This is a genomic window from Methanobacteriaceae archaeon, assembly GCA_013403005.1.
In the GTDB taxonomy this organism is placed as follows: Archaea; Methanobacteriota; Methanobacteria; order Methanobacteriales; family Methanobacteriaceae; genus Methanobacterium.
This window is the reverse complement of the sequence record JACBOA010000005.1, coordinates 1-23,036: the sequence shown is the minus strand read 5'-3', so window position 1 is coordinate 23,036 and position 23,036 is coordinate 1. Positions and strand designations below refer to the sequence as shown.

21 protein-coding genes are annotated in these 23,036 nt (G+C 39.1%); 9 read left to right on the top strand and 12 right to left on the bottom strand.

All coding sequences use genetic code 11. The features are described from left to right. Positions 1 to 20: 20 nt before the first annotated feature. The 3 genes from HVN35_05125 to HVN35_05115 form a co-directional block, all read right to left on the bottom strand. On the bottom strand, positions 21 to 512 hold the full coding sequence (locus HVN35_05125; GenBank protein NYB51920.1) for a DUF308 domain-containing protein: 492 nt from the start codon (positions 510 to 512) through the stop codon (positions 21 to 23). A 250-nt stretch (positions 513 to 762) separates the two neighbouring features. After that, complete coding sequence (locus HVN35_05120; protein NYB51919.1) at positions 763 to 1,596, bottom strand: MBL fold metallo-hydrolase; 834 nt, start codon at positions 1,594 to 1,596, stop codon at positions 763 to 765. A 59-nt stretch (positions 1,597 to 1,655) separates the two neighbouring features. Next, on the bottom strand, positions 1,656 to 3,257 hold the full coding sequence (locus HVN35_05115) for a sodium:solute symporter family protein (GenBank protein NYB51918.1): 1,602 nt from the start codon (positions 3,255 to 3,257) through the stop codon (positions 1,656 to 1,658). A gap of 266 nt (positions 3,258 to 3,523) precedes the next feature. Here HVN35_05115 and HVN35_05110 point away from each other — a divergent pair, with 266 nt between their 5' ends. The 3 genes from HVN35_05110 to HVN35_05100 are packed head-to-tail and all read left to right on the top strand — an operon-like array spanning position 3,524 to position 6,161. Then, entirely contained in the window at positions 3,524 to 4,381 is an 858-nt protein-coding gene (locus HVN35_05110; protein ID NYB51917.1) for a hypothetical protein, read from the top strand. Between the two features lie 33 nt (positions 4,382 to 4,414). Beyond that, positions 4,415 to 5,716 (top strand): phenylacetate--CoA ligase, encoded by a 1,302-nt coding sequence (locus tag HVN35_05105; GenBank protein NYB51916.1) that lies wholly within the window; start codon positions 4,415 to 4,417, stop codon positions 5,714 to 5,716. 13 nt (positions 5,717 to 5,729) lie between these two features. Beyond that, complete coding sequence (locus tag HVN35_05100) at positions 5,730 to 6,161, top strand: ACT domain-containing protein (protein NYB51915.1); 432 nt, start codon at positions 5,730 to 5,732, stop codon at positions 6,159 to 6,161. A 460-nt stretch (positions 6,162 to 6,621) separates the two neighbouring features. On the opposite strand, the gene katG is transcribed toward HVN35_05100, so the two are convergent. The 4 genes from katG to HVN35_05080 all read right to left on the bottom strand — a co-directional run bounded on the left by katG (position 6,622) and on the right by HVN35_05080 (position 12,683). Next, positions 6,622 to 8,787 (bottom strand): catalase/peroxidase HPI, encoded by a 2,166-nt coding sequence (gene katG / locus HVN35_05095; protein ID NYB51914.1) that lies wholly within the window; start codon positions 8,785 to 8,787, stop codon positions 6,622 to 6,624. A gap of 503 nt (positions 8,788 to 9,290) precedes the next feature. Continuing rightward, entirely contained in the window at positions 9,291 to 9,887 is a 597-nt protein-coding gene (locus tag HVN35_05090; GenBank protein ID NYB51913.1) for an indolepyruvate oxidoreductase subunit beta, read from the bottom strand. Next, positions 9,888 to 11,813 (bottom strand): indolepyruvate ferredoxin oxidoreductase subunit alpha, encoded by a 1,926-nt coding sequence (gene iorA / locus HVN35_05085; protein NYB51912.1) that lies wholly within the window; start codon positions 11,811 to 11,813, stop codon positions 9,888 to 9,890. A gap of 690 nt (positions 11,814 to 12,503) precedes the next feature. After that, complete coding sequence (locus HVN35_05080) at positions 12,504 to 12,683, bottom strand: hypothetical protein (GenBank protein NYB51911.1); 180 nt, start codon at positions 12,681 to 12,683, stop codon at positions 12,504 to 12,506. 73 nt (positions 12,684 to 12,756) lie between these two features. Between HVN35_05080 and HVN35_05075 the strand changes: the two genes are divergently transcribed. From HVN35_05075 to glyS, 5 genes are all read left to right on the top strand, one after another. Continuing rightward, on the top strand, positions 12,757 to 13,308 hold the full coding sequence (locus HVN35_05075) for a M48 family metallopeptidase (GenBank protein NYB51910.1): 552 nt from the start codon (positions 12,757 to 12,759) through the stop codon (positions 13,306 to 13,308). A gap of 313 nt (positions 13,309 to 13,621) precedes the next feature. Further along, the gene (locus tag HVN35_05070; protein NYB51909.1) at positions 13,622 to 15,154 is read left to right on the top strand and encodes a succinate dehydrogenase/fumarate reductase iron-sulfur subunit; all 1,533 of its coding nucleotides are present in this window, start codon (positions 13,622 to 13,624) and stop codon (positions 15,152 to 15,154) included. A gap of 48 nt (positions 15,155 to 15,202) precedes the next feature. Next, a complete protein-coding gene (locus HVN35_05065; GenBank protein ID NYB51908.1) occupies positions 15,203 to 15,895 on the top strand; it encodes a TrmJ/YjtD family RNA methyltransferase in 693 nt (230 codons plus the stop codon). 68 nt (positions 15,896 to 15,963) lie between these two features. Further along, on the top strand, positions 15,964 to 16,572 hold the full coding sequence (locus HVN35_05060; protein NYB51907.1) for a dCTP deaminase: 609 nt from the start codon (positions 15,964 to 15,966) through the stop codon (positions 16,570 to 16,572). 271 nt (positions 16,573 to 16,843) lie between these two features. Continuing rightward, on the top strand, positions 16,844 to 18,574 hold the full coding sequence (gene glyS / locus HVN35_05055) for a glycine--tRNA ligase (GenBank protein NYB51906.1): 1,731 nt from the start codon (positions 16,844 to 16,846) through the stop codon (positions 18,572 to 18,574). Positions 18,575 to 18,691: 117 nt separating this feature from the next. On the opposite strand, the gene HVN35_05050 is transcribed toward glyS, so the two are convergent. Next, positions 18,692 to 18,844: a hypothetical protein gene (locus HVN35_05050; GenBank protein NYB51905.1), complete on the bottom strand. Its 153-nt coding sequence runs from the start codon at positions 18,842 to 18,844 to the stop codon at positions 18,692 to 18,694. Positions 18,845 to 19,054: 210 nt separating this feature from the next. Between HVN35_05050 and HVN35_05045 the strand changes: the two genes are divergently transcribed. Further along, positions 19,055 to 19,822 (top strand): TatD family hydrolase, encoded by a 768-nt coding sequence (locus HVN35_05045; GenBank protein ID NYB51904.1) that lies wholly within the window; start codon positions 19,055 to 19,057, stop codon positions 19,820 to 19,822. A gap of 74 nt (positions 19,823 to 19,896) precedes the next feature. On the opposite strand, the gene HVN35_05040 is transcribed toward HVN35_05045, so the two are convergent. The 4 genes from HVN35_05040 to HVN35_05025 form a co-directional block, all read right to left on the bottom strand. Next, positions 19,897 to 20,775 (bottom strand): carbohydrate kinase family protein, encoded by an 879-nt coding sequence (locus tag HVN35_05040; protein NYB51903.1) that lies wholly within the window; start codon positions 20,773 to 20,775, stop codon positions 19,897 to 19,899. A 119-nt stretch (positions 20,776 to 20,894) separates the two neighbouring features. Then, on the bottom strand, positions 20,895 to 21,689 hold the full coding sequence (locus tag HVN35_05035; GenBank protein NYB51902.1) for a P-loop NTPase: 795 nt from the start codon (positions 21,687 to 21,689) through the stop codon (positions 20,895 to 20,897). 27 nt (positions 21,690 to 21,716) lie between these two features. Further along, positions 21,717 to 22,496, bottom strand: a complete 780-nt coding sequence (locus HVN35_05030) for a P-loop NTPase (protein NYB51901.1) — start codon at positions 22,494 to 22,496, stop codon at positions 21,717 to 21,719. Between the two features lie 61 nt (positions 22,497 to 22,557). Beyond that, the coding region (locus tag HVN35_05025) for a DUF2226 domain-containing protein (protein ID NYB51900.1) at positions 22,558 to 23,036 on the bottom strand (479 nt) is incomplete at its 5' end.

Genomic DNA, 23,036 nt, shown 5'->3' with positions numbered 1-23,036 from the left:
TATGATAAAAAAGAAAACCATTAGACCTTATTCATGATTTTTAGTATCCCATAGACAATGAGGAAAAAACCAATGACCAGCGCCACGAAAAAAGGATTCATGGAATAATAGCCTAAAATAATAGATAGAATACCAACTATCACCCCTAGAACTCCTATAAGTTTCATGTTGCGGTCTTCTCCCATTAAAATAAATAATATACCTACTATTAAAAGAATTAACCCTGCCAGGTAAAATGTTATTCCAAAGAAAAAGCTGTATAAATTAATATTACCTATAATTAAAAATCCAATTGTGAACCCTATTATGCCTAAAACTAAAAAGGCAGAAGAACTTGTCCTGTTAACTTTCCAACCCTGAATACCGTGTAAAATTATCCATAAGCTAATTAGTAAACAAATGATACCATCAATAATACTGGCAGCAAATACACCTATCAATGGAAATACCATGACCATAATCCCCAGGATTATTACAAAAAGACCTATCAATAAGTTTCTATTTTTCAGCATGAAAATCCCCCTCTTTTTAAATTAATCAATCTAAATGTATTTATTTGATTTAAGTCTATTTATAAGTCCCTGTTGAAACTTTAATGTCCAAGATATGCCATCCAGTGGTAAGAATTAGATTCCCCTCATACTTATTTTTTTCCTATATTATCGGTTTTGAATTTTATAAAAAGGTTAAAAAATATCTATCTTTAATAAAAAGAGTGATATGAATCTTGTAATTAATTTTTCAAGCAATCTTAAAATGATTTTATTTTAAAACATCATGACCCGCACCCACCCTCACCTGAGGATACCTCTTTAAAAATTCAATTATTTTCTCCAGTGTTTCTTGTGCCTTTTCCACGTCCCATGTGTAATCAGAGGGTGCAACACCGCATTCCAGGTTTTCATGTATGAAACTAGCATCCATGGTTAAAAAAATAGGCCCCTCCAAGCCATTTGTTAGAAAAGAGATGTGTGAGGGTGTGTGTCCTGGAGTTAAAATAGCCCACAATGATCCATCCCCCAGAATATCTACGCAATGATCAAAGGGTGGAATTTCAGAGGCCTTAGAGAAATCAATTTCATGTAATTCTTCCAGTCCTTCCAAAAAATCACCATGGATCTCAGGGTGATATTCCTGATATTCTCCTTTACTTATAACGTAGGGGATGTTTTTGGGAAGTTCTCTAACTCCAGCTGCATGGTCTGGGTGAAGATGGCTTAAAAATACCATTTGAAGATTTATATTATGTTTTGATATGTGATAGGAAATATTTTCATGCATTTCCAGTTGAAATTCATCAACTGAAGATCCCCTTAAACCTCCTTTTGGATCATTGATATATGAGCTGTCCAAACCGGCATCTAAAAGAAAATCACCCATCTCTTCATGATGAATCCAGTGAACCAGTATTGGTACCTCTAATTTCTCATCAGTTACTAATCTGTCATGGGGATGATGAGGATTAAGGGCACCCTTCCTGTTTATGAACACAGAACCTGTTTTGAAAGTATATAAACTGACCGGACATGGATTTCGGAAGATTTCATCCCAGCTATTTATTTTATTTTTTTCAAATGGAAATACACTAATTTTCATAAAAATCTAAGATAGGGAATAATCTAGTGTTATTCCCCTTTTAAAAGGGATAATTATCCCTAGCCATCAACTCCCTCAAAACACTTATCCAGGAATTCCTTTTCAGGAGGTTTGGTGAGCAAACTGACCACTATAGTCATCAATATGGCCACGGGAAGGGCTACAATCATGGGATCCACTGTGGGCCAGGGCAACGTGGTTATAATCGTGGTTTGTCCTATTAAAGCTTTGGAAACTCCTAAAGCTTCTGCAGATTTTTTAAAGCCGAATACTAACCATATGAGGCTTACAACTGCTCCTGATACTAATCCTGCAATTGCCCCTTCTCTTGTAGCACGTTTCCAGTATAGAGCTGCCACATAAATTGCCAGGAATGCTGCTGCAGTTATCCCAAACCATATAGCAGTTCCTACGGCCACTATACTGGCTGGTAAGATGAATCCCAGAATAACTGCAATAACCACGGCTATAACTATTCCCATTCTAGCCACCCTTACTGAGGATCCTCCTGTTTTTTGAAGTACAGTCTCGTATACATCTCTTCCCAAGGCAGTTCCCTGCACATGGAACTGTGCTGATAGTGTGGACATGGCTGCGGATAAAAGGGTTACCATAAAAAGGTATGTGAACCATAAAGGCATTGCTGCAGTGATAAATGCAGGGATAACCTTGTCCAAATTACCTCCTGCCACCTGCACTGCAGTCTGTCCTGTTGTCTGGAAGAAATAGACATTGGAAAGTGCACCTACCACATAGGCACCGAAGGTGATCACAAATATAAATAATCCTCCGATTAGTACTCCTCTGTTTAATTCCTTGTTTGATTTGACAGTCATAAATCTGACTACCAGTTGTGGTTGGGATAAAACACCGATACCCACCCCCAAAATTAGGCTAGAGACCAGTGTCCACCAGAATGGGCTTCCCATGGCGGGCATGGATGTCCATCCTGTGAATCCTGTGGATTTGGCCGCTGCTGTTGCATTGGCAGGTACCACATTCACCAGGTTGGTTAGGGCTTGGTTGGCATCAGTCACTCCACCTAGTATCCAGTAGATGGCAATGAGTAAAAATATCATACCAAAAAACATTATACTTCCCTGCAGGGCATCGGTGTACATCACACCCCTTATACCGCCAAAAATAACATATAAGGCCACAATGACCGCCATCACAACTAATGCTATGTTATAATCCACTTGTAAGGTGGTCTCCACAAATCGGGCCATTCCGATCAATACTACCGAAGCATAAAGTGGCATCCCAATGAATATCACTGCACCGGAGAAGAACTGTATGAATCGACTGTCAAAACGTTTGGATAAAAATTCAGGAAAGGTTAAAGCACCCAAATTGTGTCCCATTTTACGTGTACGTTTTCCAAAGAATACGAAGGCGATGAATATTCCGACAATGATATTTAAAAAGACCAGCCAGAGTATACCCATACCATAGTTAGCAGCTACCCCACCAAATCCCACAATAGCTGCAGTGCTGATGAATGTGGCCCCATAACTCAGGGCCATTATGAAGGGATGTGTTTTTCTACCTGCAACCAGATAATCATCTGCACTTTTTGTTCTGCGCCAGGCCACATATCCCACATAACCAGTTATCATGATATAAATCAAAACAACAAGACTCAGTATCAGTAAATCCATGAAATCACAACCTCCTTGTTAAAAGTTTATCATTATTAACAATGATTAATGAGGGAAAGAAGATTATAAATAACTAACGAATTTTTTAATATAAACAATAAATAAGATATGATAAAAAGATTTAGGGTTGTTACTTATCTACAAATTTAAATAATGCTTGGGATCAAATGCTCTCATATCTACTAGGTTAAATATGGTTTTAGATAGGGTTAAATTACCTTTAAATCAAATAAGATAAAAGGGAATCACTTGAGAGTGTGAATTTTTTGAGCGAAAAAATCCCCCCAAAACTGAGAAAGCCAGGAACTAGTAAACAGGAGAAGGAAGGTTCTCTTAAATTAGAAAAACTAAACATCAACCTTATTAAGGAAAAGTTAGGTTCTCTTAAAATTAATAAACCAGAAACTGGCATTAAAAATAAAGTTACTTCCCTTAAATCAAAGACAAAGGAAGATGCAAATAAAAATGATGGGCCTCTGAAACTGAGAACTCCTGATACTGAAAAGAAAACAGAATCCAAAGTAGATCTTCTAAAAAATGCTAAACAGATTGTGAGTGAAAGGCCATTATTAAGCCTGGTTGGCCTTGCAATTTTAATAATTATAATAATTTCCATTGCTGTTTGGTCTGCTGCTGATAGACCTAACAACTTCACCAACAATACTACCAACAATTTCACTACTTTCCAAAATCATTATTCAGATGGAAACATATCTTTTGACTATCCAGAGGGTTGGAATGTTACCCGCACTGGTAACAGCACTAATCAGTACAAATTCATAGTAACTGTTTCAAAAAATGAAAATAATAGTTTTACCATCTTTAAACAGGATTTAGGGCTGCAAAACTTCACCTATCTGGTAGCAGCTTGGAGGTCTAATATTCTAAAAAATGGGATGATCTACTATGAAGGTGATCTGACCATTGATAACACCACGGCCTATGAACTTGAAGCAAACTACAAACCAGGAGATACTGTTTTCACAACCAGAGGAATAGCTTTCAAAAAGAATAATACAGCATATTTCTTAATTTTCGTATTTGATGATCCGCTTCTGGAATATAAAAATGAGATGGATAAAGTGATAAACAGTTTCCATGTAATAGAAAAAGTTGAAAAGTGATTCTTAATTTAATTAATGGCCAGGAGATTGAATATGATCTGGAATGAGAAAATCGAATGTGCGTCTCGAGAAGAAATAGAAGAACTGCAACTGGAAAGACTGCAGGATGTGGTTAAAAGGGCCTATGAAAATGTTCCTTATTACAGGAAACGTTTTGATGAAGAAGGAGTTAAACCAAAGGATATTAAAACATTAGATGACATCAAAAAGCTTCCTTTAACTACCAAAGATGATCTTCGTGCAGCGTATCCTTTTGGAATGTTTGCAGTGCCCCATAGGGAGATAGTAGAGGTACACACCTCCTCTGGAACCACCGGGAAACCCACAGTATCCGGTTACACCAGGGAAGATATCCAGATCTGGAGCGAGGTCATGGCCCGGGGTTTGACCATGTTCGGACTCACTGAAGATGATATAATACAGAACACCCATGGTTACGGCCTATTCACCGGTGGTTTCGGAGTGCATTATGGTGCCCAGAATATTGGAGCCACAGTTATTCCCATCTCCACCGGACAGACAAGACGACAGATCGAGATAATGAAGGATTTCGGAACTACTGTTTTAATCTTCACCCCCTCCTATGGCCTTTACCTGGCAGAAGTGGCTGAAGAGGAAGGTTTAACCAAGGAAGACCTTAAATTAAAATCAATCGGGTTTGGAGCAGAAATGTGGACAGAAGAAATGAGGCAGGAAATTCAAAACCGCTTTAATGCCCCGGCATATAACATTTATGGACTAACTGAGATTATAGGACCTGGAGTGGCTCTGGAATGCTCAGAACAGGATGGTTTACATGTGATGGAAGACCATTTCTATCCAGAAATCATTGACTCACAAACCCTGGAAGTCCTCCCTGAGGGGGAGAAGGGTGAACTTGTCCTTACCACTCTAACCAGGCAAGGAATGCCCATTATTCGTTTTAGAACCAAAGACGTTACATGTCTTAGAAACGGGACATGTGCCTGTGGCCGGACCCATGTGAAAATGGATCGCATCACCGGAAGGACTGATGATATGCTCAAGATCCGGGGGGTGGCTGTGTTCCCCTCCCAAATTGAGAAGGCACTTCTGAAGATGGATGGTATTGAACCACACTACCAGATCATTGTAACCCGGCCTCATCACCTTGATGAACTGGAAGTTCAGGTGGAAACATCCCCCAAGCTCTTCTCTGATGAAGTGAAGGAACTGGTGGGAATAAAAAAGAAAATAGAAAATTACATTCAAAATGAGATTGGTCTGAGAGTTGATGTTACCCTGGTGGAACCTAAAACACTTCCACGTAGTGAGGGTAAAGCAGTAAGAGTGATTGATAAAAGAGAATTATCATAAAGGGGATCAGCTTATGAAAATAAAACAGTTATCCATATTTCTTGAGAATAAAAAGGGTAGAATGAGGAATGCTCTGGAAGTTCTGGCAGAAGCCGGATTCAATATTAGAGCACTATCCATAGCAGACACATCAGACTTCGGGATTCTACGACTGATTGTTCCAGAACCAGATGCAGCCAAAAAAGTTCTAGAAGAAAATAACTTTGTAGTGAAAGTGGGCTACGTGATTGCAGTGGAAATGTCTGACCAGCCAGGAGGACTCAGCAGTATATTGGGAATGCTTGATGACTCAGATATAAACCTTGATTATCTTTACGCATTTGTAGATGAAAAAGAAGAAAGAGCTATTGTATTACTGCATCCGGAAGATATAGATGCAGGTTTAGAAGCTCTTGAGAAAGGTGGAGCTACCATAATACCCTCAGAGGATGTTTATAACTGGTAAATGCCAGTTTTATCCTCTTATTAACATTTTATTCATAAACTCTTTTTAAGGAAATTTTTTAATTCATTTTATATAATAATACTGGTATCATCCTGTTATTCTATTTTCTAAGACACTAAATCTGGTTTTTTAAGTAATAGGTTGTAAAATGGAATCTTAATTCTGAAAGATAAGTTTTGATGTTATTCTTCCCTTATTCTCTATCAATAAATCCCAAAAATTTCTTTTAACCTCCAAATTGTAGTCAGCCATATGCACCTCGAATAATGTGCTGGTGTAAAAATTCTCATAATACTCGTAATATCTATTTAAATATCTATTTGAATTTCTAATTTAGAAAGAATTGTTTAACAATCGTATATAAATTAAAACAAATATTTACATTTATTAATAAGCATATAGGAAAAAAGAAATAATAAGATTTTAAGATGAAACTAATCATTGACTAGTTTTTTCACCATTAGGTCAGGTCGAACCTGTCCAGGTTCATGACCTTGTCCCAGGCTTTTATAAAGTCCTGCAGGAACTTCTCTTGGGAGTCTGCACATGCATAGACTTCAGCCAGTGCCCTGAGTTCAGAGTTTGAACCAAATATGAGGTCAGTGCGGGTTGCTGTCCATTTTAATTCACCAGTTGCTCTGTCCCATCCTTCAAACAGGTTTTCATCTTTTGTTGCCCTCCATTCTGTTTGCATGTCCAGTAAATTCACGAAGAAATCATTGGTAAGTGTTTCAGGCCTATCTGTGAAAACTCCATTGGGTGATTGTTCATAGTTGGCATTTAAAACACGCATCCCCCCAATGAGCACTGTCATCTCAGGAACTGTAAGTGTTAAAAGTTGCGCTTTGTCCACCAGCAACTCCTCTGGCCTAAGTGGGCTGGGTGCTTTCTGATAGTTCCTGAATCCATCTGCGAATGGTTCAAGCACGGCGAATGAATCCACATCAGTCTGTTCTTCCAGGGCATCCATGCGTCCCGGATTAAAGGGCACCTCTAGATTGTATCCGGCATTTTTGCCAGCTTGTTCAATTCCAGCGCATCCCGCCAGAACAATTAGGTCCGCCAGGGAAACTCTCTTATCACCCGATTGTGCTTGGTTAAAATCAGCCTGAATGTCCTCCAGTGTCTGCAGCACTCTGGCTAACTGTTTCGGTTGGTTAACTTCCCAATCCTTCTGGGGTGCCAGGCGAATACGAGCACCATTGGCACCACCCCGCTTGTCTGAGCCGCGGAAGGTGGATGCCGAAGACCAGGCAGTGTAAACCATTTCCCTGATTGATAGATCACTGGCCAGTATCTCAGCTTTCAAAAACTTGATGTCCTGTTCATTGATTAATTCATGGTTGACTGATGGGATGGGGTCCTGCCAGATTAGCTCCTCCTCAGGTACTTCCGGTCCGAGGTAGCGTGAACGGGGGCCCATGTCACGGTGGGTTAATTTGAACCAGGCCCTGGCGAAGGCTTCAGCCAGTTCCTCCGGGTTCTCATAGAAACGTCTTGAAATCTTTTCGTATTCTGGGTCGAACCTTAAAGAAAGGTCTGTGGTCAGCATACCCGGGGTGCGACGTTTGGATGGGTCATGGGGATCAGGCACTGTATCTTTACCAGCACCGCCCTTGGGTTTCCACTGGTAGGCACCAGCCGGGCTTTTCTCCAGCTCCCATTCGAATTCGAATAAATTTCGTAAGAAGTTGTTATCCCAATTAATGGGGGTCTTGGTCCAGATAACTTCCGGGCCACCAGTAATGGTGTCATTGCCTTTCCCGGTGCCGTAGCTGCTTTTCCAGCCCAGACCTTGTTCTTCGATGGGGGCTGCTTCTGGTTCTGGTCCCACATATTTGGGGTCACCTGCACCGTGGGTTTTGCCGAAAGCATGGCCACCAGCTATGAGGGCCACAGTCTCCTCATCGTTCATGGCCATGCGCGCAAAACTTTCCCTTATATCATGAGCTGCAGCCACAGGATCTGGTTTTCCGTCAGGGCCTTCAGGATTAACGTAAATCAGTCCCATTTCAATGGCAGCCAGTGGTTTTTCAAGTTCACGATCACCTGTATGGCGCTGATCTGTAAGCCATTCTGTCTCAGGACCCCAGTATACGTCTTTTTCAGGCTCCCAAATATCCTCACGTCCTCCCCCAAAACCGAAGGTTTTAAAGCCCATAGATTCAAGGGCCACATTACCAGCGAGGATCATTAAGTCGGCCCAAGATATTTTACGGCCATATTTTTGTTTTATAGGCCAGAGCAATCGTCTTGCCTTGTCCAGGTTAGCGTTATCAGGCCAGCTGTTTAATGGAGGGAAGCGCTGGTTTCCACGCCCCCCACCCCCACGTCCATCGCTGACACGGTAGGTTCCGGCACTGTGCCAAGCCATACGGATGAACAAAGGTCCATAGTGGCCGAAATCTGCAGGCCACCAGTCCTGTGAATCAGTCATAATTTCAAGGAGGTCCTTCTTCACAGCATCCAAGTCGAGACTTTCAAACTCACGAGCGTAGTTAAAATCCGCATCCATGGGATTGGACTTTTCAGAATGCTGCCGCAGGATATCCAGATTCAATCTGTTTGGCCACCAATCAATATTTGTGGTTCCACTCATAGCACTTTTTTGGCTTTCATCACCCATATTCTCACCCTCTCTCACGCTTCTAACTCATCTATTTCAAATTTCTAAGCCATCCTTTTAGAGTTTTTAAATCTAATCACAATCTACAATCTAAAAGATTCTCTTCTGAAAAATAATTTAATTGTTTTAAAAGTTTCTGTAAACAATTACTATATTCATCTTTTAATAAAATTTTATTGATTGGTACTGGTAATTCTAATAAAAAGCTGTTTTTTTGTCTGCGGAAATTAAGGAAGGATTTATTTATTTTTAAATAGATTCTAGTAGCTTAATAAGAATAAAAAAAACAAAAAAAAGCTCAATAGCCACATTTGGTGAAAATTAGCTTTTTTAAGACGAGTGACCTAATTAATAAAACAAAAAAATGAAAAAGTCATGAAAATAGGGAAGAAATTCATGATAATGTGTTAAAAATCTTTGAATTACAGATTTATCTTTAATTATCTGAAATGCCCATAAAATATTCCCCAAAACTGCTATTAAATTCAGATAATTGTTCATGTTCATAGTCTGTCAGAGCAGAACTTGTATCCTGCCTCAAAGGCCTTCCTATTTACGGGAATGCTCTTCTCGGGTAGATTGTCCTGCATTGACTTTATAATTATCTCTTTATCCAGGGGGAATCCGGGTACAGCTGCTGCCCCTCCTAACATTACCATGTTCACTGACAGGATGTGACCAGCCTTTTTTGCCATATTCTCTGCATCCATGGCTATCACCCTTTTGGCACGCTGTTTTAGATCTCCCAGTATGGTTGATAAATGAGGGTAGGGCTGTTTGCTCTGCCTGATGTTAAAGGGATAGATGGGTGATGTGTTCATAACCACATAGGTATCCGGGTTTACCATGTTTATGGCCCTTAATGCTTCCAGTGGTTCGAAGGCTAAGAGGAGGTCTGCTTTTCCTTCTTCTATTAATGGACTGTGTGAGTCTCCCATCTTCATCTGAGTGGATACTACTCCTCCCCTCTGGGCCATACCATGTATTTCACCCCCCACCACTGGCAAGTTATTTTTCATGGCTGCTTCACCCATGATCACTGAGGTTTTTATAATTCCCTGACCACCTACTCCAGAAATGTATATATTGTAGGGATGCATTTATTCATCCTCCTCAAGAGTGGTATTTTTTAGTTTTTTATCGAAATTTTCTTCCATCACAGCTTTATCAATTTTTTTAGCCCTTATTGCCTTTTCAGGGCATGTCTGCACGCACACATTGCACCTTCTGCACATTAGTGGATCAATACGGATTTTACCATCATCTCGGGTGTATATGGCTGGACATGTTAATTCCATTACACAGGTATCACAGCCTGAGCATTTATCATCCATAACTTGGATTATAAAATTTTTTGCCTTCTCATCTCTGCTTTTTATGAGCATGCAGGGGTACTGGGAGATAACCACTGCTACTCCTTTAAACTGGAGGGCTTGTTCAAACAATTCTCTGGATTTGCGTACATTGAGGGGATTAATTATTTCCACAAAATCAACACCACAGGCTCTAACTATGTCTGGTATGGATATTTCCGGTGCTTCCAGTCCCATTCCATCCACTGGGAGTCCGGGATGTGGTTGTCCACCAGTCATGGCCGTGGTCCGGTTATCCAGTATCACCAGGACGAATCGGTTCTTGTTGTGCACCGCATTGATTAATGGTGGAATTCCAGCATGGAAAAAGGTGGAGTCCCCTATAAAACTTACCACTGTCTGGTCTGTGGCTTTACTAAATCCACAACTAGTTCCAATGGACGATCCCATGGATAAAAGATAATCTGCCACCTCATAGGGAGATTCTATTCCCAGGGTGTAGCAGCCAATGTCTGTGGGGAATATGAGATCATCAATTCCCAGATTCTCGGCAGCTTTTTTAACTTCAAAATAGGCTGCTCTGTGGGGGCATCCTGGGCAGAGGGTGGGTGGCCGGTTGGGAAGTTCCACTGATGCTTGGACTGTTTCTTTAGCAGGAACTTCCACACCCATCATCCGGGCGAATCCTTCCAGTATTATATCCGGGTTGTATTCATATATTAAGGGCATAACACCGTCCAGTTTACCATGAACATTGGTGTTAAGATTGAATTTACCTGCAATGGCCAGTACTTCTTTTTCCATTATGGGATCAACTTCTTCCACCACCAGAACCCGGTTAAACTTCTCAAGAAATTCACGAACCTTTTTCTCAGGGAAGGGATAGGTGAAGGTTAATTTGAGGATGTTTACTGGTAGCCCGTTTTCATTCACCACATCAGCCACATAGTTATAGGCACTGCCACTGGTTATAACACCCACATTTCCCCCTTTATCATAGATGGAATTTGAGGTGGATTTATTGGCGACTAACTCTATCTGGTCCATTTTCTCCACCAGTTTCTGGTGCATTACCCGGGCAGTGACTGGCACTGGAACGAATCTCTCTGGATCTTTCTGGAAGTGTCCCTTAACTGGTGCTTTTTTTACTGGTCCCAATTGGACTACGCCCCTCATATGGGATACCCTGGTGGTTGTGCGTAAGATAACCGGTATTTGGAATTCTTCTGATAATTCATAGGCATATTTCATGAGATCCTTGACTTCCTGGGGACTGGAGGCTTCCAGGAGTGGTATGTTGGCCAGTCGTGCGTAGTGCCGGTTGTCCTGTTCATTCTGGGAGGAGAACATGGAGGGGTCGTCTGCAGTGATGATCACCATCCCTCCCCTCACTCCAGTGTAGGCCACACTCATCAGGGAGTCAGAGGCCACATTAACTCCCACGTGTTTCATGAAGGTGAATGATCTTAAACCGGATGCTGCTGCAGCTGCAGCTACTTCCAGTGCCACCTTTTCATTGATGGAGAATTCAAAATACATGCCTGCATCTTCTGCAAGTGCGGATAAAACGTTTCCAATCTCTGAGGATGGTGTTCCAGGATAGGTGCTGGCAACACTAACCCCTGCTTCCAGTGCACCTCGCACCGCAGCTTCATTACCCAGTAAAAACAGTTTATCCTGATCTTGTCCAGTGAGGATTTCTCTGATATTCATAATTATCTTCCTAATTTACTCATAGAGGGATATTTTACTTATGTTATCCCTTGAAAAGCCTGATTTAGATATGTTGGTCAAGTATATTCAATGGATTTAGATTAGATAAATTCAACTCTTAGATAGACCTATTACAATAATACTTTTTAGGTTATTTTATGATTTTAATAATTATATGGATAGTTATATGGATAGAAAACTTTCCTATTAAACAATTATTCTATAAGATTGTAGTTTTTAACTTATTTTTAACTTATTTATAGTTTTGAATAAATTGTTTCATCAAATATTCACCATACATTTTTTTTACCAGTTACTTCTCCCAGCATATAATCCAATTTTTCCCACATCTAATAAAAATATTTGACCAATGAAAGCCTAACCTCGTAATTTAAGTTATATTATTGCATTTGTGAGTATTACTGATCCATAGGTTGGCACTTGAGTATTTAGATAATTATTTGAAATTTTTATTGGTTCTGGGTTATGGTTACCTGTGTTGGATTGGGCTTGAGTCAGGGGTAGTATGGATGAGACTTCCAATTGAATTATATTCCTTCTGGGAATATGCCCTTTGTCAAATATTTCAATAGGTATTCAATAGATATCTCCCGATTAGACCAATCTCTAGAATTACTACTTCATTAATCTCTAAATTTGTCCCTGATTGTCCATATCATCCTTAAAAACCTAATAAATGGCGGTTCCTGGACTAGAATCCATATCCATGCCACCAGAAGATTCCACTAATAAAAAATATGTGCTGAATATAAAGTGCTGAACATAGTATTTTTCATATCCTGACTCCATCATCACCACCTCATCAGGATGTCTGTGGAGTAAAACAGCCCATATACATTGAAATAACATTCCTATGACGATAATATTAAATTTCCTACTTTTTAGAATAAAATTTATTTGATGATGAATTATAATTAACTCGATGAAAGTCAAAATTAATGATATTGAGGTAAAGTACCATGTTTTCCACCGGAAGGTGAAATATGCGCGTTTAGAGATAAAAAATGGTGAACTTGACCTTATAATGCCCCATGGTGTTAATGACTACCAAAATTTCATAAAAAAACATGAAAATTGGATATATCAGAAGATATCACGAATAAATAGGTTGAAAATCGAATCTGAAGATAGGAAGCTGGATTTTAGTCGTGAGGAAAATGAATTTAGAGAATTGGTAAAATCACTGGTGAATGCTTTATCAAAAGAAATGGATTTAAAGGTTAATAGAGTTAGTTTTCGAAAGATGAAAACCCGTTGGGGTAGTTGCAGTAATTCTGGAAACATAAATATCAATTCACGTCTTAAATATCTTCCTGAAAGTCTTATTGAATATGTGGTGCATCATGAAATCTGTCACCTTAAAATAAGAAAACACAATAAAGATTTCTGGAACCTAGTAGCTTTAAAATATCCGGACTATAAAAAAAATGAAGAAGAATTATCTATTTACTGGTTGTTAGTTAAAAATTTGTAGTGTAAGTGCCAGAGATATTTCTTCCTTCTATTTCAATGAAATAATTTCATAAAATAAAAATTTTTAATAAAAAAAAAAGAATTGAATTAGAATATATAAAAATGAAATTTTTAAAAAAATTATATTAAATTTTCTGTAACAGTTTTTTCTATAATATTTTTTATAGCAAGTCCACCTAATATCTAATGATTCTTATTTTAATAATATGGAATCGAAATTTTACTAAATTAAATAAATTATGATCTAAACCCATATAATTCATAATACATCATTCAAATGGAACTTTTAGGATTGAACTCACCTGGAGATGGAAATGATTAAAATAAGTGTTTTACGGTACTATCCCCTTGAAGATGAAAAACCACACCTTGAAACCTATTCTGTGGAAAAAAAGGAAAGAATGAAGGTATTGGATGCTTTAAACTACATCAATCAGCATCATCAAGCTAATATAGCTTATCGTTCCTCCTGCAGGGCAGGTCAGTGCGGTTCATGCGCCCTGAAGGTGAATGGAGAAATGGCTCTGGCCTGTAAAAAGGAAATAAAAGATGGAGATATTATTGGACCCCTTGATCTTCCTGTAATTAAGGATCTGGTTGTGGAACGTGGTTCAGTAGAGGAGAAAGTTAAAAAAATGGATCTGTTTCTAGAGGATGATTGTGAAATTGCCGAGTGCCCTGCAATTTTAAACCCGGAAGAACTTACCAATACCAAAAAATTAAGGAGCTGTATTGACTGTTACTCCTGCTTGTCAGCCTGTCCGGTTTTGAAGGTGAACGATGAATTCGCAGGTCCCTACTTCATGCGTTACCTTTCGAAATTTGCCATGGACCCGCGTGACTGTGCAGACCGTGCTGAAGAAGGAGTTGAAGAAGGACTATACTGCTGCACATCATGTGCCAAGTGTGTGGAGGTCTGTCCTAAAGAAATTAACACCTTCGGAGGTGCCATTGAAAAATTAAGGGAGATAGCTTGCCAGGAAGGTATCGGACCACTACCTCCCCACCGTTCGGTAAAAGAACTCATTGTAAAGACGGGCAGATCTGTAGAACCCATGGAAGAAGGTCCTATGAGGGCTGGTTTCATGAAAACAACTATCAAAAAACAGGAAGCTGAGATGGTTGATCATGATGAAACTGACCGTGAAGGAAAAAAAGAAAAAATAGCATTCTTTACTGGGTGTCTGGTTGATTATAGGCTGCCAGAGATAGGAGTATCCCTTTTAAATGTTTTGAATAATCATAATGTGGAAGTGGTAGTTCCAGCAGGGCAAGTTTGCTGTGGTTCTCCAATGATCCGGACCGGGCAGACTGATGTGGTGAAGGAACTCTCTCAAAAGAATGCCAAAGCATTGAAGGGTTATGATACCATCATCACTGTCTGCGCAGGTTGTGGAGCCACCCTAAAAAAGGATTACCCCGAGTATGGAGTCAAGCTCAATGTGATGGACATCAGCGAATACTTGGTTGATAGACTAAATACCAAGGATATGAAGCCCGTTAATATGAGAGTAACTTATCATGACCCATGCCATCTTATTAGAGGTCAGGGGATCCGTGATGAGCCTCGTGAAATACTCCGGAAAATTAAAGGTTTGGATTTCGTGGAGATGGACACCCCGGACCAGTGCTGTGGTGCAGGGGGTGGTGTAAGGTCTGGTAAACCAGAGATTGCTGAGGCTCTGGGACGTGAAAAAGCAAAAATGGTGGAAAAACTTGATGTTGATGCTGTGATCACCATCTGTCCCTTCTGTGAAAACAACATCCGGGCCAGTCTGGAGAGAGAAGGAGTCAAACTGGAAGTTATGAACATACTCACCCTTCTGGAGAAAGCATACGAATCTTAAATTATTTAACATAACTAAAACGCCTAAAGCAGGTTTAAGCTGGTTGAAATGATTTATGTGGTATTTGTGGAGCCAGAAACTCCGGGCAATATAGGCTTTCTTGCCAGAACCATGAAAAATTTCGGTTTGGAGCATTTAGTTCTAATTAATCCCTGCAAACTGGAACATGAAGCCTATTATCAATCCATGCATGCTCGTAACATCATATACAACCACCAGGAGTATGATTCACTACATGAATTTCTGGAAAATGAACGAATAGATTTTGCAGTGGGAAGTACAGGGACTGCTGGAGGAAGTTATAATATTCCCCGTATTGCGGTTACCCCTGAAAATTTAGCCCAATCCTTAAAGGTCAAAGGGAAAATTGCCCTCATATTCGGAAGAGAAGGAAATGGTCTCACTAATCATGAACTTGAACTCTGTGACGTGGTGGTTTCCATTCCCACTCATGAATCTTACCCCATACTTAACATTACACACGCAGCAGCCATAATTTTCTATGAAATATTTAGAACTCAGAAAGATTATCCGGTGGAAGATTTGGATGAAGCATCTTTAGAGGAGAAACAGGGTTTAATTGATTATGTGGATGATGTGCTGGATAAACTGGATTATCCACCCCATAAAAAGAAGAATGCATCAACTGTATTCAGAAGAATTTTGGGAAGAGCATTTATATCTGGAAGAGAAGCTCATACACTCAAAGGGATGTTTCGGAGAATAAGAGATAGAATGTAATTAAAACTATTTAAAATCATTATAGCTATAGAAATTTATAATATTTGAAAATGGCAAGAGGGAGCAGAATGGCTATTCTAAGTGACCGTGACATCAAGAAATACTTGGAAGAAGGGAAAATTTCCATTGACCCATTGGAAGACCCTGGAAGACAGATCCAACCATCATCAGTAGATCTAAGAATTGGTAATGAATTTAAGGGTTTCCGTATTATCCGTAAACCATGTATTGATCCTTTAGATAAATCAGATCTGGAATCATACATGGAGTCATTTCACTTAGAACAGGGGGATGCATTCATCATCCACCCGGGGGAATTTGCTCTGGCCACCACCTATGAAGCAGTTAAACTCCCTGACGACCTGGTGGCACGTGTGGAGGGGCGTTCATCCATGGGACGGTTGGGTATCACCATGCATGTGACTGCGGGTTACATTGACCCGGGGTTCGAGGGGAAGATCACCCTGGAGATATCCAACATAGGTAAAATGCCAGTAGCTTTATACACTGGTCAGAGAGTATGTCAAATCGTGTTCGAAACCATGACCAGCCCATCCGAGCGACCCTACGGCCATCCTGAGAGAGATAGTAAGTATATGGGCCAGGATAGGCCAGTTACCAGTAAAATAAAACATGATTACGAGATAAGGGATCGTAAACAGACAAAATTGCTCTAAGACAATAATACTCTAATTTAGTAGGATCTTGGAATAAATTTTATAAAAAAAATAATCTGTTAATAAAGCGTGGGAATATTGGCTGTCCAATAATTAAAATCAGGAAAAATTAGGGTAAATATAGCTTTAAATCACTAAAACCAAAAAAAAGAGTTATAAAAAGTTCATTATTCCAAATCGCATTAATTGGATGAAAATTTTTTAATAAATTGAACTATAAAAAAGGAAAAATAAGGTTTATATTTTTTAATTTGAGATTGAGAGGATTATAATGAAAAATGAGGATGTAATGAATATTTCCAAGAAACGAGGATTTTTATGGTCATCATTCGAGATCTATTCTGGAGTTGCTGGATTTTTTGATTACGGTCCTTTAGGTGCTATTTTAAAAAATAAAATAATGAACAAATGGCGTGATTTTTATCTTGTTGGTGAAGGTTTTTATGAAATAGAATCCCCCACCATCATGCCAGAAGAAGCTCTTAAAGCCTCCGGACATGTTGATCACTTCAATGATCCCATGACTGAATGTAAGGAATGTTTAGAGGTGTTCAGAGCTGATCACATTATTAAAGATGCTATTGGGGAAGAAGTTGAGGGTCTGGAAAATCAGGAACTCACAGAAATTTTATCCAGAGAACAAATTCGCTGCCCCCGCTGCGGAGGTCATTTAACCCACATCTGGAGTTATAACCTTATGTTCCAGACTCTTATTGGTGCAAAGGGTAAAAAAACAGGTTATATGCGTCCTGAAACGGCTCAGGGAATATTTATCCCATTCAAGAGGTTGTTAAGATTTTATCGTGGGAAACTTCCATTTGGTGTGGTGCAACTGGGCAAAGCTTACCGGAATGAGATTTCACCACGTCAGGGTGTTATAAGGCTACGGGAGTTCACTCAAGCAGAAGCTGAAATCTTTGTCAATCCTGAAGATAAGAGCCATCCCCGTTTTTTGGATGTGGCAGACCAAATTCTTACTTTATACCCTGCAGATATTCAGGAAAAGGGTGGAGAACCTATCAAACTCACCGCCAGGGAGGCAGTTGAAAAAGGTGTGGTTTCCAGTGAAATCCTGACCTACCAGTTATGTCTGGCAGACAGGTTCATGGAAGAACTTGGAATACCCTCAGATATGATAAGGTTCCGTCAGCATCTTAAAACTGAGATGGCCCACTATGCCATTGACTGCTGGGATGTGGAAGTACATACTGACCGTTATGGCTGGATAGAAGTTATAGGGATTGCTGACCGTACCGATTTCGACCTTAAATCCCATAGCCAGTACAGTACTGAAGACCTGCGAGTATTCATAGAATACCCTGAACCTAAAACCATCACCCAGTTAGAGGCTAAACCTGACATGAAAAAATTCGGACCTTTATTCAAGGGTGATGCCCCTAAAATAATGGTTGCACTTAAAGAAACAGAACCTGAAACCATAAAAGAAGCATTTGAAAAAGAAAATGTTTATAAAATGGAATTAGATGGAGCAACATACCAGCTAACACCTGACCTCTTATCCTTTGAAGAAGTGGAAGAAACTATCAGGGGAGAAAAGATATATCCTCATGTTATTGAACCTTCTTACGGTATTGACCGTATAACCTATTCTGTACTTCTTCACTCCTTTGCAAAGGAAGATGACAGGAATATTTTCCATTTCCCTCCAGATATTGCTCCTGTGGGAGTAAATGTGTTCCCTCTGGTGAATAAAGATGATCTGGTGCTTGCTTCAGAACATATAATGAATGATCTACGAGGTGAAGGTGTAATAGCAGAAGTGGATACTTCTGGAACCATTGGTCGTAGGTATGCTCGTTCTGATGAGATTGGTACGCCATTTGTCATAACTGTGGACCATCAAACATTAGAAGACAGTACCGTGACTATCAGAGAAAGAGATTCTCAAAAACAAGTCCGTTTACCTGTAACTGAAATTCCAGAAACAATGAACGGCCTTCTAAATAAGAAAATTAATTTCAATGATCTTGAAGCAATTTAAAAGCTTCAAATCACTGAATATTTTACTACTTTTAACTATACCTTGCTATAAAAAAGGTTTTTCTGTGAAAAAATCTTTTAAACTCTTTTAAAATTGGTAGAAGATTATTTTTTTAGATTATTTTTTAACAAGAGCCTCTAGTTCTTCTTTGGGAATTAATTTAGCGATTTTTAGCTTGGTGGGGCAGCGACCAAGTTTAATGTCATGTTTTTTGGCTATTTCTTTTAAATCTTTCATGGTGGCCTTTTTTGCCATTTCTTCTACATCCATACTCACACCTCAATTTCAATATTTGAAGATGACTCTTATTATTATATAAGTGCAAAGCTCTTAATAACTTTAGGACTTATTTGATAACAAGGGATATGATCATAAGAGTGATATGAGAGAAATCTGAGGATATGATAGAATATGATCAATGGACAAGCTCTTTATGCAGTAAAATCCATAAATCTGTGGAATGTTAGGAGTTGAGTTGTAATGATAGATGCACATATACACGCTGATTGCAGGCCATATGAAGATTTTGAGATGATGGCGGTGGCTGGAATTGAATCAGCCCTCACCTTAGCCCATGATCCCTTGAGGATGAGCACTTCTGCAGTAGTGCTGGATCATTTCTACCGTATTATTGAAAACGATTTAAAGCGGGCTGAAAGCAGTGGTTTAACCCTTAAAGCAGCATTAGGACTTCACCCTCGAAGTATTTGTCAGGATTATAAACTGGTACTTCGAAAACTTCCCTGGTTTCTGGAAATGGATGAAGTGGCTGCCCTGGGAGAGATTGGTCTTGAAACTGCATCTGAACTTGAAAAAGAGGTTTTCAAAACTCAGCTTCAGATGGCTGAGGAAATGGGAATAAAAGTGGTAGTTCATACACCCAGACGTAATAAAAGAGAAATAACCATAAAAACCCTTTCTATAATTGAAGATAATATCGATCCATCAAGGGTGGTGGTGGATCATGTGGATCCATCTATTATTGATCTTATGGGAAACTTTGGTGGGATGCTAGGGATCACTGTCCAGCCACAGAAAATGACCCCCACCGAAGCAGTCCAACTTTTAGAAGCAAGCATTTCTGATTATGGGCCTGAGAGGTTTATTATAGATAGTGATATGAGTTCTTCACCTTCTGACCCATTATCTGTTCCCAAAACAGTGCATAGAATGAAACTGGCTGGTTGGTCTGATAGTAAAATTAAACTTTTATGCCACAAAAATGCCGCAGCCTTTTTTGGTTTTTAAACTACCATTGATTCCTAAAATCCTATTTTTTTGAATTTATCTAAAGTTTAAGAAATTCTCTAAGTGTAAGATCTCTAAAGTGTAAGATTTTTTGTTGGAATCAGAGATCCTCCCACTTGCTGTACACAAGAAGATGCTACCTGATTAGCATAATCTAGACAATACTTGAGTTTTTCATTTTTTAGATAAGCTGCAACAAACCCTGCAGCAAAGTTATCCCCTGCACCTGTGGTATCCACTGCATTAACTTTGATGGATGGGGAGAAAATAGTCTCATCTTCAGTGAACAATCTGGCCCCTTCACTTCCACGGGTCACTACAATCACCGGAACACCTAGTTCTACCAGGTAAGAAATTCCATCCTCTTCATTCATTCTCGTCAGAATATAAACCTCTTTATGATTCAAAAAGAGTATTTCAGTTTTTTTTATGGTTTTTTTTAGCTTATCTATCCCTATAGAACATAAAGCAGGTCCGGGATTAAAAGATAATCTATTAGAATATCTTGATGCTTTTTCAGCAACTTCCCAGTACATGCCGGTGACATGCAGTAGATTAGAATGTTTAATAAGATTTATATCTTCTTTTTCAAGTTTGAACCTGGAATTAACTCCGATGTAACTGTATACAGATTTTCTACCAGTATCATCGATGGCTATGAAAGCCATTCCAGTATTACCCTCAATTGGGATAACATTACAGATTTCAAGGTGATGTTCCAGTTCTGTTCTTACTAATTCCCCATAATAATCCTTTCCTACTCGTGAAAGGATTCCTGTTTTAAATCCCAATGAGCTAATTCTAGATGCAAAATTCAGAGCTGATCCACCTAAGGAGAAAAATAACTTTTCAACGTTTATTTCTTCATCAGAAGATGCGAAATAAGGTACTTTACTGATAAAATCAATATTACATGTTCCCAAACAGGATACATCCAGTTTAATGCTTTCCATTTCTTTGAATTAAAAAATTTTTTTTTAAATTAAATTATGGAATAATTTAAAATCTATATGGATATAATTGGATTAAATATTCAATTGGATGAATCTAATACACATAATTCAATATAAGTTTATTTGTTTTCTGGTAGAATACCCACAAATTTCTTAATTCTCTCCATAATGCCTTCTTTGTCTGGTTGGACTGGTTTGTATTGTTTTCCAACTAGGTCTGCTGCTAGCTGCATTATTTCATTACTTATAGGGGATGCTGGGTTTAACTCCATCACTGAGCTTCCTAATGCTATGGAACGATCCATTTCCCGGTCATATGAAACAACTGATATCATTGGTACTTCCAGAATTGATTCAATTTCTTTAACTGAAAGTAGGAATTTATCATCATACCACATGTTCAAAACAAAACCTAGAATATCTATATTAAGCTCGTTTAAGAGTATTCTGATCTTAAGCGCATCGGCAACTGCAGGCATGGTGGAATTAGTTACCAATATAGCTTCAGTATCTTCTGGAAGGGCTTCGAATATGTTAGAATTTATTCCTGAGGGTAAATCCATTAGGAAAATGTTACCATAAGAAGCTATTTCTTCTATTATCCTTTTCCATGATACATAATTGGGATTTATTGTTTTAAGGGTTTCAAAGTGCATTCCCGTGGGTATTACTAGTGCTCCTTGATTAACCTGATACACGCAGTCCTGAACTGCCTTGTCACGCATTAATACATCATGTAAGGTAACTTCGGGGTTTAAGAGTCCGGTGATTACATCCATGTTGGACATCATCAGATCCAGATCCAACATAACCACTTCTTCACCGAAAAGGCTTAAAGCTACCCCTAAGTTAAAAGTAAGGGACGTTCTTCCCACTCCCCCCTTTCCGGATGCTAGAGCAATAAACCTAGACATATTACTCCCAATAAAAAATTAAAATTATTATCTCCGTCCCAGCAGGCCTTCCACCAGTTTGGATATAACGCCTTTTTTATCTGGTTCGATTGGCTGGTATTCTTCACCAATCAGATCTGCACCTAGTTGCATTATTGCATTGCTGGTAGGTGATTTAGGGTTTTTTACAACTAATGGTTCTCCGAAAGCTGCTGCTCGACTGACCTCTGTGTCTTCTGGAATCACAGCTATTACTGGAACTTCCAGAATGGTTTCAATCTCACTGATGGTGAGGAAGGTTTTATCGTGTTGTTCACGGTTTATGACTACTCCCAGGATGTCCACACCCAGACGGTTGGCAACAATTTTGGTTTTTAGTGCATCACTGATGGATGGTACTTCCGGAGTGGTTACCAGTATCATTTCCTGTGCTGCGGCTATAGCAGCCAGGGCATCTTTTTCAAGACCTGCAGGAGCATCAATAAGTAATATATCCGCACTTTCAATTAGGATTTCCAAAGCATTTTCCAAGCGGTCCATTTTGATTTTCCTTAGACCTTCAAGTGATATACCTGCTGGTACTACTTTCACTCCACCAGGTCCTTCATAAATAGCATCTTCAATATCTGCATCTCCAGAGAGAACATCGTGTAATGTGACTGATTTTCCTTCCATACCCAGAATCAGTTCCAGGTTGGCCATTGCTACATCAGCATCCAAAACAATGACTTCTTCTCCGTAGGTAGCCAGGGCTACACCTAAGTTTGCAGTGATAGTAGTTTTTCCAACTCCACCTTTCCCTGATGCAACTGTTATCACTCTTGTCATCAAATTCCTCCTAATATTATATTACTACTCCTTTCCTATTCCTCGTTGATCTTCCTTAATTTTAAGTAAACTCTACATTAATGTCAAATTTTTCCACTACTTCTGGGTACTGCCTGAAACTCTTCTTTATGGCAATTTCTGCTATGTTAATTATTTGTCTTCTGAGATTGGCAGCTGTTCTATTCTGACCCATTATTCGATTTAGGAAACCCTGACTTTCATATTCGGTGATGATATTTATAGTTCCAGAAAGTTCCTTATAATTATCCAAGAACACCATGACCTCGGTTCCTGTTATTTTAGGAATTCCAAGTACTGATTTTTTGATTAGGTTCATAAGAGCTAACTCAACTTTTTCCACATCATCATCATTAATTATACCACCTTTATAAGATTGCAGGAGATCTTCCACTTCTTGATCTTCAACATCTTTAATACCATACTTTTTAAGAAGTTCAGAACGATCAACTGTAACCTCAGGCTCCTTAACCTCAGGCTCCTTAACCTCAGGCTCCTTAACCTCAGGCTCCTTAACCTCAG

Bases quoted from the DNA above. Each gene is read 5' to 3' on its own strand.
- iorA (NYB51912.1), bottom strand. From the start codon at position 11,813: ATGAATATCAGAGAAATCCTCACTGGACAAGATCAGGATAAACTGTTT.
- HVN35_05125 (NYB51920.1), bottom strand. From the start codon at position 512: ATGCTGAAAAATAGAAACTTATTGATAGGTCTTTTTGTAATAATCCTG.
- HVN35_05050 (NYB51905.1), bottom strand. From the start codon at position 18,844: ATGGATGTAGAAGAAATGGCAAAAAAGGCCACCATGAAAGATTTAAAA.
- HVN35_05080 (NYB51911.1), bottom strand. From the start codon at position 12,683: ATGTTATTTCAATGTATATGGGCTGTTTTACTCCACAGACATCCTGAT.
- HVN35_05040 (NYB51903.1), bottom strand. From the start codon at position 20,775: ATGGAAAGCATTAAACTGGATGTATCCTGTTTGGGAACATGTAATATT.
- HVN35_05030 (NYB51901.1), bottom strand. From the start codon at position 22,496: ATGACAAGAGTGATAACAGTTGCATCAGGGAAAGGTGGAGTTGGAAAA.
- HVN35_05120 (NYB51919.1), bottom strand. From the start codon at position 1,596: ATGAAAATTAGTGTATTTCCATTTGAAAAAAATAAAATAAATAGCTGG.
- HVN35_05075 (NYB51910.1), top strand. From the start codon at position 12,757: ATGAAAGTCAAAATTAATGATATTGAGGTAAAGTACCATGTTTTCCAC.
- HVN35_05100 (NYB51915.1), top strand. From the start codon at position 5,730: ATGAAAATAAAACAGTTATCCATATTTCTTGAGAATAAAAAGGGTAGA.
- HVN35_05105 (NYB51916.1), top strand. From the start codon at position 4,415: ATGATCTGGAATGAGAAAATCGAATGTGCGTCTCGAGAAGAAATAGAA.
- HVN35_05060 (NYB51907.1), top strand. From the start codon at position 15,964: ATGGCTATTCTAAGTGACCGTGACATCAAGAAATACTTGGAAGAAGGG.
- HVN35_05035 (NYB51902.1), bottom strand. From the start codon at position 21,689: ATGTCTAGGTTTATTGCTCTAGCATCCGGAAAGGGGGGAGTGGGAAGA.
- glyS (NYB51906.1), top strand. From the start codon at position 16,844: ATGAAAAATGAGGATGTAATGAATATTTCCAAGAAACGAGGATTTTTA.
- katG (NYB51914.1), bottom strand. From the start codon at position 8,787: ATGGGTGATGAAAGCCAAAAAAGTGCTATGAGTGGAACCACAAATATT.
- HVN35_05070 (NYB51909.1), top strand. From the start codon at position 13,622: ATGATTAAAATAAGTGTTTTACGGTACTATCCCCTTGAAGATGAAAAA.
- HVN35_05065 (NYB51908.1), top strand. From the start codon at position 15,203: ATGATTTATGTGGTATTTGTGGAGCCAGAAACTCCGGGCAATATAGGC.
- HVN35_05045 (NYB51904.1), top strand. From the start codon at position 19,055: ATGATAGATGCACATATACACGCTGATTGCAGGCCATATGAAGATTTT.
- HVN35_05115 (NYB51918.1), bottom strand. From the start codon at position 3,257: ATGGATTTACTGATACTGAGTCTTGTTGTTTTGATTTATATCATGATA.
- HVN35_05090 (NYB51913.1), bottom strand. From the start codon at position 9,887: ATGCATCCCTACAATATATACATTTCTGGAGTAGGTGGTCAGGGAATT.